Raw genomic sequence first — 12,788 nt, forward strand, 5'->3', positions numbered from 1 at the left:
ATGTAGCTACCATTGTTTTGATTACAAAGGCGTATCCGAAAAACCCTAAAAGAGTAGGATAAACTTAATTATTTACAATTATGAGTACAGAAACTTTAAGTAAAGATTTTTTGGGCATAAGTTCCCATGCTGTCGTCTCAGGCGTTATTAATTGTCAAAGTGCTGCTCCACCTATTGGTACAGATCCTCGCACTGCCCTGTTTATAGCCTTAACTAATATGAGCTATAACAGTGTTACATATGCAATTTATAATAATTTGACCGGAGATATGATAAGTTCAGATACCTTATCCAAAGGAAATTCAAAATCAGTAATTGTCCCGACACAGGATAACCCAAACATTGTGAGGATCCAAAATCAAAGCCCTTGTGAAACGGGTGGCGTTGCTCCTCAATTAAATTATTCGGCATCTACTCAGAGCTAGTATTGTTTTAAGTTAAACATTCTTATATTATAACGCTTTACATAGTTTGCAACAAGAAGCCGTCTCAAAACTCATTGAAACGGCTTCTTTTCTTTTTTTCTCGAACTCCTCGGAGAACGGTTCTCAAATATTCAGATCTCAGGGAGGTTAAAGAAGTATTGAGACACTTTCTTTTTCTTTGCGTTTTACCTCAGAGACTGGACTACCATGTTATAAAAAAGATATTTTAGCACAAACCGTTATAACTTTACAAAATATACTTTTGTCGCATATTCAGTAGTATAAAAACATGAAGGCTTCCTTCTTAATTTTAAAACTCCCTAAAAATAGCAAGATATCACAAGCCGGGGATGTTGCACTTTCTCATATTGCATAAAACTATTTTATGAAACGAAGTTATTACGTGTACGTTCTGCTATGTGTGGTTGCCCATATACACTTAAACGGACAACATCTGGCTCGTAAAGGATACCTGGGGATCTACCCTTCTGATTTTAAAAAAGACTCTTTAAGTACCGGTATTTCTCAAAGTATAAGGGGAGCGCAGGTACAGCAATTGGTAACTGGTGCCACCGCAGAAAATGCAGGTGTTAAGGTACATGATATAGTAGTACGTTTAAACGGAACCGCTATACAAAACGCGGCAGATCTTAAAGAATTTTCACAACGCCTGAGGGGAGGGGATTCTATTCATTTTACCGTATTTAGAGAAAACCGTTTTGAAGTTCTCAAGGGTATCATACAGAGTAGGCCCTTTGAAAATACAGTGGGTAGTAGGGTAGACTATACCGAAGTGTCTTTTGATGGAGGGTATTTAAGAAGCATAGTACACATTCCCAAAGGAAAAGGGCCTTTTCCTGTTGTTTATTATATACAGGGATATCCGTGTAGTTCCGTAGAATACCCTAATGACAGCAATCCTTTTAAAAAGTTGACAGATTTTTGGGTGCGCCATGGTTTTATAGTGTATAAAATAGAAAAACCGGGCATGGGCGATAGTGTTAACCGCGAACCCTGCGATCAAATTTCATTTGGTAAAGAATCAGAAGCTTTTAAAGCGGGATACCAACAGCTTTTAAAGCTCAGAGAAGTTGATACTTCAAAAGTGTTTATTTACGGGCATTCTTTGGGTGGAGCACATGCCCCTTTACTGGTAGAGACATTTCAACCTTCGGGAATTATGGTTTACGGTGTAAGTGGGCAGTCCTGGTATGATTACATAAGTAAACTCATTATTCAACAACTGCCATTATTTGGTATTTCATATACAGATGCAGAAAGTCTTTTAAAAAGTAACAGACAAGCACTGTTTGACTTTTTTATAGCTAAAAATACTCCTTTTGAGATTGTTCAAAACCAACCAGATGCACGCAACTTTTTTACACATATTCTAAAATACGATGGGAGAGACCATATATTTGGCAGGCATTATCAATTCTGGCAGGATCTGAATTCGCAAAATATAGCTCACAACTGGTCTGCAGTGGCCTGTCCTGTCCTTGCTATGTATGGGGAAGCAGATATAGAGGCTCTGGATGCCAGCGGTGCAAACAGGATAGTACGTATCGTAAATAATGATCATCCGGGTAAAGCAATCTTCAAACTCATTGAAGGCACCGATCATGCACTTATTCAAACAGGCTCAAAAGCAAATGGTGTTCGTCACAAAAAGCAGGGAACATACCTAAAAATAGCTACGGAACAATTTAATAAGGCATATCCCGAAATGCTTACAAACTGGATGCAGTCTATATTGGATAATATCAAATAATCCTTATTTCGAAAGAGTTTTAATAAAGAAGTAAACTTAGAAATTAGTGTAAGGCCATAACCGTGTGGCTCACCTTATCTTTTTATAAGCAGAAATGTTATTCATCACCTTTCTGCAAATTCGTTTGGCAAAACGAAGGACTCATACCATAATATTTCTTAAAACGATTCGAGAAATATTGAACATCATTGTATCCTAAAAAATAGGCAACTTCTGTAATATTGAGTGTGTTTTTCCTGAGAAGCCCCTGAGCTTCCTGCATTTTCAGATTTTCCAGATACTGCCCCGGAGATGTTTTAAATGCCTTTTTAAACAGGCGTTGAAAATAAAACTTAGACAATCCTGCTGCATAGGCAATTTCATGAAGGGAAAGATTAGAAAATCTATGGTCATGAATATAGTTTCTTGCCAGGAGGAGTTTGCGAAATAACTCTTTTTTTACACTTGCTTTTAAAGCCGGAAGCGCATGTATTTTTTGGTTAAAGTCAGACTCCATAAGAAGAAGCGCTTCCAAAAAAGGAGAAAAACTTTCTTCTAACTGTAGTTTGGATAAGTGAGTGCCTGTGTTTTTAAGATATAATAGGCCAGACTGTAAACCGTATTGATCCACAGGGATCTTTAAAACACTAAACTCCTGTGAAAGATCGAAAAGCTTTTCTTCTTCAAAAATGTCCTTTTCTGCAGATGCCACTAAAGAAGGGTTCAGGTCAATACAAACACCGCTGGCCTGGCTGTTATTCTGGGCAATATAGCGAAACCCTTCATTAAAAAGGAGTAAATAGTGAGGAGTTACCTTATAGTAGCGGTTATTGATCTGATAGTTTTCGCTTCCTTCATAAACTCCTTTTATACTAATAGCCTCTTTTCTTTGAAATGCCATTTCAAAATCATAAAGGTTAGACTCCCGAATGCTACCAAAATTCCCTTTGTATAATTCTTTGATTCCAAGCTTTTCCATGCAGACTAAATTAGTGAATAACTTCTTGTTTTATTGTGCATTCTTGCTATTAACAAATTTTTATAAATGCACAAGTAGAACCAATGATACCAGCCTATCCTATAAAAGGATGAACAGCACAGTCAAACAGCATTTTTTTGGTATGAAGCAATTAAAATAGCAAGATGTTACAGGGAGACACCTTCTTATGATACTAATTTTGGAGAGTTCCCGAAGTCATTCTTTTTTAAAATAATTGTATGAATCTATGCTGGATAAGAAATTTTTGAAATATAAAAATTCCAATCTGAAAAAAACAGAGTATGATGATTTAATAGTAACCATAAAAATGCTTTTGAATGACATGAAAATATACCCAATGAAGATCTGTCACTACAAGAGCTGGCAGATAAACTGAATACAAATCGCCATAAAGCTTCTCAGGCTATTAATACGGCATTTGATAAAAGTTTTTATCAGCTTATTAATAGTTGCCGCATAGAAGAGAGTAAAGAATTAATTGAAAATGAAAAAGAACTTTCTGTAAAAACCATTATGTACGAGGTGGGTTTTGTTAGCAAATCTAGTTTTTATGCTGCTTTTAAAGGTCTTACAGGAAAAACACCCTTAGAGTACCGAAACCTGGTTAAAAATAAGTAGCATTATCTTTTGTACACGAAAAAGAAGGGTGTACAATGAATACGCATTTTATATTTAGTTAGCTGATTTAGATTACTAATTAATTTTGTGCTCCCTTCTTAGTATTCTTTCCATTTCATTCACCAAAGTAGAGACATAAAATGTAGGTGGTAATCATAATATAGGTTTACTAATATATTTCATTATAACATTCATATTAAAATACTTTATGTAAAAGCAGGATAAAATCTTTATAGCTGTTCTTACACTACAGGTTTATCTGTAAAAAAGACCCATCTTCATACATCTAACCTTAACGTATAACTTTTTTTGGCACGAAAAGTAACCTCGAAGCTCTATAAATTACCAATATGGTGTTCGCTAATATCCTTGTTTATGCAATTTTGTTATGAAGATGGCCCATGATAAAAAAGTATTTATATGATATTTAATTGCAGATTATTCTTACTATTAACACTTAAAATGAAATTTTGTCTAAAAAATCAGATAATTAACAGAATATTATTAAGTTTCTTTAATTATATTTGGATTGTTATCTGACCATGTTTACAGATAACAATCGTCCTCAACTAAGATTAAGTTTAATTAGTAATCAACTTTATATTGTCACGATATGCTCAGTGATTACGCAAAACATTTGGAGTTAACGTTCTCTTAAGGGAGATCAAAATCTATATTAAAATACATTTGTAATAAGAAATTACGGTTTTATAAACCATAAAGAAAAGCTTCTTTCTGTAAATAAGTAAAGGATAGTATTATTCGTAATTTCACTCTTAAATTATAGAAAAAAGCGTTCAACTATTGTTAATTATTTTCTATAGTTTGTTTTTAAAATAGTATTTACTCTTTGTTTTTGTTCTAATCTTCTGGCGCATCAGTCAGGTAGTATTTACATACTTTTTCACAAAGTAGTTCTTCTCGATCGAGATGAACCTAAAGTTGGTAAAAACACTTTTTCTTAGTATTCCCATTTATCAATTTAGAATTAAATGTTAGCCTTTATTAGCTAATGTCTTGAAACGTATAAATGTATTATTTGTGCTGTTTTTGGTGTTTTTTCTTTCGAAAATTTACCTTAAAAAGACAGGTTCATAAGGAGAATAGTTTACGGTGAACCGTATTGTAAAAGTGTAGTGTGAACACCCGTATTGCCAATGCCATTTTACAGTACAAACTGGTGAGGACTATAATAACAAGGTCTGGATCAGGAAGAATTTTGCCTCATTTTAGCCGTTGAGGATGTGAATGTTGAAAGAAATTGCAGATCGAAATAGCTACAGGCTTATCCACTTGAATACAGAGGGATCTTTGGGGAAACTTAAGCTTTCTGATTCATTTCAATATGCCGTAGTTATTCTTTAAAATGAATTTATGCAGATTATGAAAGATGGTAAGTTTTCAAAATATAAAAACTCCAATCTTAAGAAAAAGGAATTTCAGCAATTAATTGAAGCTATTCAGGTGCTTTTGTATGATGTGAAGATTTATAAGAATGAAAATCTGTCACTACAGGAATTGGCTGATAGACTGAATAGCAACCGTCATAAGGTTTCCCAGGCAATTAATATGGAGTTTAATAAAAATTTTTATCAGTTGATCAATTGTTGTCGTATAGAAGAGAGTAAGCGACTTATAGAAAACCAAGAAAGGCTCAATATAAAAACAATTATGTACGAGGTGGGATTCGTTAGCAAATCCAGTTTCTACAATGCTTTTAAAAGGGCCACTGGAAAGACACCTTTACAGTATCGCAGATCTACCAAAAGAAAGGAAGAAAACTATTTTCCCTAAAAGTAAATTGAGGGGGGCATATACTACACATTTCATATTTAGTTAATTGATTTAGTCACTCATTAACTTTCGCCCCCTTCTTTTGTTAAAATAGTTCTCCTCGATCGAGAAGAACTCAAAGTTAACAAAAAGACTCTTTATTAGCAATCTCTTTACCAACTACGGTTGGATTTCAATTATTACTAACTAACGTCTTAACATTTTATGAAAATTACATTTACATTATTTCTTATGTGTTTTCTGTCTATTCAAGCCTTTGGACAGGAGAAAACTGTAAGGGGAATAGTTTACGATGATCAGGGATTACCATTGCCTGGCGCGAATGTTATTATTAAAGGAACCGTTAGAGGAACACAAACCGATTTTGACGGAAAGTTTCTTTTAAAGGTAAACAGTGACCAAACCCTTGTGTTTAGTTATCAGGGTTTCGAAACGAAAGAAATGCCTGTAGGCAACCGCGAAAGTTTTGTCGTAAACATGATTCCTATGGTGTCACAACTGGAAGAAGTAGTGGTTGCCTTTCGTGTACAGAAAAAAGAGGCAGTAACCGGAGCTACTGATGCCGTAGATACAAAACTAATAGAACAGGTGCCCGTGGCCTCACTAGATCAGTTATTTCAGGGGAACGTTGCCGGGATTAGTGCCACGGCAACCAACGGTAACCCCGGTGCGCGGTCTGAGGTATTCATCCGTGGTGTAAACAGCCCTACGGGAGGTTCTGAACCCATTTATCTCTTAGATGGTGTACGAATAACCTCTGCTATTTTTAGTGCATTGAACCCCAATGATTTTGAAGATATTAATTTCCTGAAAGATCCTGCTTCTGCAGCACTATATGGAGCCCGGGGAGCAAACGGGATCGTCCTGATTACTTCTAAAAAAGGTAGAAGAAACCAGGAAGCTACCATTGAATACTCAGGAACTACCGGTTTTTCAGCATTACAGGATAATCCAAACTATCAGTTAATGAATGCTGAACAATACAGGAGGTACCGGAACATACTTTCTCCAGGTACATTTACCGATACCGAGATCGAAGAAGCGAGAAATAGTTCAACAGATTGGTTTGATGTATTTTTAAGGAACCCAACCACTACCAATCATCAACTTTCATTTACCGGGGGATCTGAAAAGATGTCCTATTTTATTTCAGGTTCTTATTTTAACCAGGATGGTATTATAGAAAGGTCAGGCCTTGAAAGAACTACCTTGCGTGTAAACGTTTCCGGAGATGTGAAAGAATGGTTAACTATTGGAACCAATTTAACTTTAGGATATGCTACCGAAAAACTGGCAGACGACTTTGGTGTAAATACCAATAGCCCTATTCTTCAGGCATATGTAAATAGGCCAGATACTCCTGCTTTTAATCCGGATGGCACGATTAATACTGCTCAGACTCTCGGTTTTAACGCTTTAGAACAAACCCGTATAAACAGTGATGACCGTTCAGACCTCAAGATAGTAGGTAACATATTTGCCAAAGTTCGCTTTTCAGAAAACCTCGGATATGAATTAAGTTTGGGTATGGATTACAACAATACCCGAAGAGATCGCTTTTTCAGGCCAGGTACTAACCTGGGTAATCAGGGAGATAATGGAAGATTGATTATTGCCGGAGACGTAGATGCTACTTTTTATCACAATAGTAAGTTTACATATGATCTTGAAATCAATGAAAATAATAAGCTTACACTTTTAGCAGGTATGGAGTTTGAGCGTTTTAGAGACACAGATTTGGATGTTGAAGTACAAAACTTCGATTTCCCATTAGGTGTTCCTGATGCAGGTACCAACTTTAACTCCATTACCGGACAAAGAGACAATGCTACCTTTATAAATTACTTTTTTAATGCTGACTATGCTTTAAATGATAAATACTTCTTTACAGGGTCATTCTCATATGGCGCAGATAGTGATTTTAATGCATTAGAGCGTTTTGATGCTTTTTACAGTTTTGGTTTTTCATGGTTATTATCAAAAGAAGGTTTTCTTAAAGATTCAAAAGTGATTGATTATCTGAAATTGAGAACTTCTTATGGGGTAACCGGTAACAACCAAAGTGCTGACCTCTATGCCAGTGGTAACTTCCTTACCATTGACCAATACAACAGAAATGCTGCTTTATTGAGTGTTTCTAACCTAAATGACCCCAGCGTAGGTTGGGAAGTGGTAACGGGTTATAACGTAGGAGTTGATTTTGAGCTCTTTAAAAAGGTAAAAGGTACTGTGGAAGCGTATTATAAAGAAACCACCGAGTTAACTTTTCAACGCCCTTTACCCCCCAGTACTACCATTGCTGGAGGTGAGCCCGAAGATGGCCAGATACTTACCAATACCGATGATTACAGCGTAGTTAACAAAGGTATTGAAGTAGATCTTTCTTATAATGTTTTAGGGAATGCCCAGGAAGGGATCACTATTGGAGGTAACTTTTCATATAACCGTAATACCATTGAAGGTGAAGGGCGCCCTAATGTAAATGCTGGTAATGAGTGGTTTGGTGATGGTGAATTGAACGGAACATGGTATCTTGTACGGTATGCAGGTGTTAATCCTGCTAATGGAGATGCTCTTTGGTACGATGCCAACGGAAATCTGACCAATACATTTGATGAAGATAACAATGCAGTGATCTTATCTGGAAAATCACCTTTTGCACCTATTAATGGTGGTTTTTATGGTATTTTTAAATACAAAGGTTTTGATCTTGATGCGCGTTTTTCGTATCAATTTGATAAGTACATACTTAATAACTCGCGGTTTTTTAATGAAAATACTAATTTTCCCGGATTTAATCAATCCGTTACACAGTTGAACATTTGGCAACAGCCGGGAGATGTTACCGATGTACCCAGAAACGGGATAGGTTCACAATTTGATACGCGTTACCTGGAAAATGCTTCTTTTCTACGTTTAAGGTCTGTAACGCTTTCCTATAATTTCCCACAAAGGTTTCTTGACAGAACCCCTTTTAAAAGCTTAAGAATATATGCACAGGGCCAGAACCTGATCACCTGGACCAATTATAAAGGTTTCGATCCCGAACTTAACGACCGGTTTGACGGTTATGAGTATCCGGTAGTAACTTCATTCCTTTTCGGAGTAAACTTTAAACTTTAAAAAACTATGAAACGAAGCATAATGAAAAAAATAGTATTAGTAGTGGTTTCATTGGTTCTTTTCTCTTGTAATGAGGATGTTTTGAACACGAAGCCCTCAGATCAAATACCCAATGAGGAAGCGGTTGCCAATGTGCGTAATGCTCGTGCTACGCTTTTTGGGGCCTATAGCCGATTATTAGACGATCTTTACTATACAGGAACCCTCACAGGGTTGGGAGATATTATGACCGGTAATGCATCTATTACTGCTGTAAATACTGGAAGATTTGCTTTCATGTACCGGTATGATTATAACTCAACTACTCAGGATGTAAACGATATATGGATTCGTTGCTATTCTATTATTGGAAGCGTAAACCCTATTATCGCGGCTATGCCTGAATACGATAATATAGAAGATCCTGATATTGAGGAAAAGGATCAGGTGTTGGGTGAGGCGTATGCTATAAGAGCACTGGCTTTTTTCGATCTTATGCGTGTGTATGGAGATCGTTTTACCAGTAATTCAGAGTTTGGAGTACCCATACCTGCAACATTGGTTAATCCCGATTTTACTGCAGAATTACCCAGAAGCTCCGTAAATGAAGTATATGAATATATATTAAATGACCTCAATACGGCATTAACACTTATGGATGAAGACAACAGTAATACCGCTCGTTTTAATACCAATGCCGTAAATGCCCTTCTGTCACGTGTGTATCTGTACCGGGCAGATTATGAGAATGCCATTGCAGCAGCTAATAGGGTTAGTGGATATTCTTTAATAAACAACGAATCAGACTTTAGAGACTTTTGGTTAAACTCTGAAGGACCTGAACTTATATTTAAAATTGCCACTACAGAAGTTGATGACGTAGGAACTCCATTTGGCTGGATATATAATTTTGGAGTGAACGGAAACCGGCAGGATTATATACCTACGGCAGAATTTCTTTCTACTTATGAAGTAAACGATTTTAGATCTGATGTGTACTATGCAGATCTGGCTTCTTCTGGCGCAGACGGACAAGTACGCACAACAGTGGTTAAATATCCTGATAATCCTGCTATAGGTTTGGCAGGAGTAGTAGAGATCATGCCTTTACGCTACGCAGAGGTTATTTTAAACAGAGCCGAAGCCTATTATGAGAACGGTCAGCAGGCACAGGCACTTTCTGATCTGAATTTGCTAAGAGGCAGCAGAGGATTATCAACCATTTCATTATCAGGTATAGCTTTACGCGATGAAATTCGTGCAGAGCGACGTAGAGAACTTGCCTTTGAAGGACATTACTGGCATGATCTGAAAAGATGGAATTTAGATATGGTAAGGATACAGGATGAGAATTGTTCCGGCGCCAACTGTGAATTTACCGTTCCGGCATCTTCCAACTTTTGGCTTTTCCCTGTTCCTGTTGAAGAAGTTAATAATAATAGAAATATAACCCAGGCTCCCGGTTATGCCGGTTAATATACAATACATATGAAAGCACTAAGAATTTTTATATTATTAATGGGCATTGCTTTTATTTCCTGCGAGAGCGATGACGAGATTGAAACCCAAAGGTTTGGTGCAGGAGACGATATATGGGTGCAATTTGCCTCAGAAGCATTGAGCATACCTGAGAACTCAACAGAAGCATTAGAAGTACGTGTTTTACTGGCGGCAGATAGTAATCCTAATGGGGTAACTGTTTCCATAAACATTGAAACCGATGCGCCTGCGGGAACCTTCACCCTAAGCCCGGGTACGGAGATCACTATACCCGTGGGAGAATTAAGCGCTTCTTATTTCATACAACCTATTGACAATGATGAAGTAGAGGGTGACAGTGAACTGGAAATTACACTTTCTTCTGCTGATACAGCTGTTGGGTTGGGTGGAGGCTCTGCTTTTTCCGTAGTAGATGTAATCATTGTAGAAGATGACAGTGAAGAATAATAACCTTCGCTATATTCTTCCGGTTACAATGTAGCTCTTTATGCTTTTGGGGATACCTTTTTGGACTATTCACTAGGGTATCCCTGAAGCTTAGCTAGTATCCCGAATGAATTTATGATGACCAGAGGAGCAACTTATTTCTGTTATCCAGGTAGCTTCCCATACCGATACTTTTGAATTTACTCTTGAACAAAGTCTTTTAAACCATGCATTCACTGTTGATAAAGTAACAATTGGAAGATAAAACAATAATAAGAACTTTCATCCTTTGGTTAAATGAGAGGGGGGGGCTGTCTTTTTTAAAGAGGCCCCTCTTTTGGTTTATATAAACCATAGTTTTTATCTCAAATATAGTGTTTAATAAAGCCTCAATAAATACTATTATATATACATGGTGAAGTTTTCAAATAGGTGCTTTTTGACAAAATACTTGAACGACTTATTGCGTACTTTAATTTGTAGAAACGGGGAATATCATTAAAAGAGATCATAGTGTTTTTAAATAAACCGTAGATATCACATATGCAATAGAAACATCCAAATATTGTATTATTAAAGAAAATAGAACCAGGAAACATATCGCAAGCTTAAGATGTGCTTTCGGAAGATGTTATCTGGTATTTTTTAATACGTCAGTTGTAGCTAACCCCCAAAGGGTTTTTTGTTGATAACCCTTTTATGATAAAGCCTGCAGGTAATGAACTTTTGGCTATGCATACACAAAATTTGCTTGTACTCAATGAAAACGGAAAGAAGATTCATGTGGTATTGGTGTGGTGAATTGCAAATGACAATGTTGTGGAGATCTGGGATATCCCTTTCGCATTTACAACTATAAAATAGTATTTGCAGAACTGTTAACGTAAAAAATGCGGTTTTCAACTTGAAAACCGCATTTTTTAATTTCAGCGCGATCTGTTCCTTTTCAGGGAACCATACTTTTAGAAGGTATGCGAAGTGTTTTTACAGTTGAATAAAGGCTTCCATCATCTCCCATACCTTCAATAAAAAACGTGATATTTTCTACACCTGTATTAGGAATGGTAAAAGAAGCTTCTCCTTTTTCATTCGTAATTATTTCGGGCAACCAATACACTACCCCGTATTCTTTAAATACCCGGCTCTGGTAACTTGTATATTTGGGAGCGTAGTACTTTTTACTTTGTTCAAACCCGTTTTTTACTTCATAAGTAAATACAGGTCTTTTTTTATCTCCATCATACGCAAAAGGAAGGATCTCTTTGCCGCGATTGGTATATATTCTTATGACCCCTCCGGCTCCCCTCAAGCCTTCGCTGGCACCTGATTTATCAATAAAAATACCGTGTATCTGTGAAGTGGGAAGGTTAAACAAAATAGAGAAGTCACCTAATAGTGGGACGTCATCAAAATAAATGATGGGTCGGGCCCTGCCTCCCGGGCCCAGGTTGACCGATTGGGTAAGTCTGTTTAAAATATCTACACCCAACGGGCCAATAAATACCTCATACCCCCGGGATTGAATGAGATCTGTAACAAGAGGATACTGAAAAACAGTATTTTTAGTTACTTTTAAAAGCTTTTTTCTATAAAATTTTGGAACAAAACTATCGTCTTCCTGTTCCTTTTGCCACTTATCTTCGGTGACTATCACTTCATCCAGTTCAATAGTTTTGTTCGGTAAAACTAATGTGAAAATAGTATCTTTTTTTTCATTGCTTTTAGCAGGCAGATCACTGTACAGATCTGTGTATTCCCAGGTGTTTTGTAACCGGTCTTTTTGATTTTCAGATTTCAGATTTATGTACATATTAGGTTGTACGAGATCACCATTCTTTTTAGATGTAGAAAATGATAACATTTCTCCGTTTTCCGGAAAGAATTCTTTAATAATAAAGGTGTTATCGGGTTTGGTTACATCAATAGTTTGCGAAGAATGGTTTCGGCTGGCATGCATAATGATCTGGGAGTTGACGTCTATATTCATACCTCCTCTTAGAAAGACACCTCTTTCAAACGCATATTTTTGTTCGGGCGATTGGGAGGTAATCACATTCCAGTCATATTTACTCCAGCCTTGTGTTAGTAACAACAGGTCGAGCTCATAGAGTTTTTTTTGGGTTACGTTCCTAAAATAATATACCGGGTTCTCAATAGTACCTTTTACGTAGGG

General features: G+C 36.6%; 8 protein-coding genes and 1 pseudogene. 7 read left to right on the top strand and 2 right to left on the bottom strand.

The window, feature by feature from the left end; genetic code table 11:
* Positions 1-80 precede the first annotated feature (80 nt).
* On the top strand, positions 81-425 hold the full coding sequence (locus tag WAO84_RS10895; RefSeq protein ID WP_340065744.1) for a hypothetical protein: 345 nt from the start codon (positions 81-83) through the stop codon (positions 423-425).
* Between the two features lie 385 nt (positions 426-810).
* Entirely contained in the window at positions 811-2,196 is a 1,386-nt protein-coding gene (locus tag WAO84_RS10900; RefSeq protein WP_340065745.1) for a PDZ domain-containing protein, read from the top strand.
* A gap of 97 nt (positions 2,197-2,293) precedes the next feature.
* On the opposite strand, the gene WAO84_RS10905 is transcribed toward WAO84_RS10900, so the two are convergent.
* On the bottom strand, positions 2,294-3,154 hold the full coding sequence (locus WAO84_RS10905; protein WP_340065747.1) for a helix-turn-helix transcriptional regulator: 861 nt from the start codon (positions 3,152-3,154) through the stop codon (positions 2,294-2,296).
* A gap of 393 nt (positions 3,155-3,547) precedes the next feature.
* On the opposite strand from WAO84_RS10905, the gene WAO84_RS17215 reads away from it, so the two are divergent.
* The 5 genes from WAO84_RS17215 (at position 3,548) to WAO84_RS10925 (ending at position 10,636) form a co-directional block, all read left to right on the top strand.
* Positions 3,548-3,793: a helix-turn-helix domain-containing protein gene (locus WAO84_RS17215; protein WP_422614486.1), complete on the top strand. Its 246-nt coding sequence runs from the start codon at positions 3,548-3,550 to the stop codon at positions 3,791-3,793.
* 1,374 nt (positions 3,794-5,167) lie between these two features.
* Entirely contained in the window at positions 5,168-5,587 is a 420-nt protein-coding gene (locus WAO84_RS10910; RefSeq protein ID WP_340065749.1) for a helix-turn-helix domain-containing protein, read from the top strand.
* Between the two features lie 204 nt (positions 5,588-5,791).
* A complete protein-coding gene (locus WAO84_RS10915; RefSeq protein ID WP_340065750.1) occupies positions 5,792-8,710 on the top strand; it encodes a SusC/RagA family TonB-linked outer membrane protein in 2,919 nt (972 codons plus the stop codon).
* 6 nt (positions 8,711-8,716) lie between these two features.
* Positions 8,717-10,165: a RagB/SusD family nutrient uptake outer membrane protein gene (locus WAO84_RS10920; protein WP_340065752.1), complete on the top strand. Its 1,449-nt coding sequence runs from the start codon at positions 8,717-8,719 to the stop codon at positions 10,163-10,165.
* Positions 10,166-10,177: 12 nt separating this feature from the next.
* The gene (locus tag WAO84_RS10925; protein WP_340065753.1) at positions 10,178-10,636 is read left to right on the top strand and encodes a hypothetical protein; all 459 of its coding nucleotides are present in this window, start codon (positions 10,178-10,180) and stop codon (positions 10,634-10,636) included.
* Between the two features lie 925 nt (positions 10,637-11,561).
* On the opposite strand, the pseudogene WAO84_RS10930 reads toward WAO84_RS10925, so the two are convergent.
* Positions 11,562-12,788, bottom strand: a pseudogene (locus tag WAO84_RS10930) (hypothetical protein); the annotation flags it as partial.

The sequence above is a fragment of the Ascidiimonas aurantiaca genome, from assembly GCF_037646345.1.
Taxonomy (GTDB): Bacteria; Bacteroidota; Bacteroidia; order Flavobacteriales; family Flavobacteriaceae; genus Ascidiimonas; species Ascidiimonas aurantiaca.

Coding starts and splice junctions, on each gene's coding strand:
- WAO84_RS10920 (WP_340065752.1), top strand. CDS start 8,717: ATGAAACGAAGCATAATGAAAAAAATAGTATTAGTAGTGGTTTCATTG.
- WAO84_RS10910 (WP_340065749.1), top strand. CDS start 5,168: ATGCAGATTATGAAAGATGGTAAGTTTTCAAAATATAAAAACTCCAAT.
- WAO84_RS10925 (WP_340065753.1), top strand. CDS start 10,178: ATGAAAGCACTAAGAATTTTTATATTATTAATGGGCATTGCTTTTATT.
- WAO84_RS10905 (WP_340065747.1), bottom strand. CDS start 3,154: ATGGAAAAGCTTGGAATCAAAGAATTATACAAAGGGAATTTTGGTAGC.
- WAO84_RS10895 (WP_340065744.1), top strand. CDS start 81: ATGAGTACAGAAACTTTAAGTAAAGATTTTTTGGGCATAAGTTCCCAT.
- WAO84_RS10915 (WP_340065750.1), top strand. CDS start 5,792: ATGAAAATTACATTTACATTATTTCTTATGTGTTTTCTGTCTATTCAA.
- WAO84_RS10900 (WP_340065745.1), top strand. CDS start 811: ATGAAACGAAGTTATTACGTGTACGTTCTGCTATGTGTGGTTGCCCAT.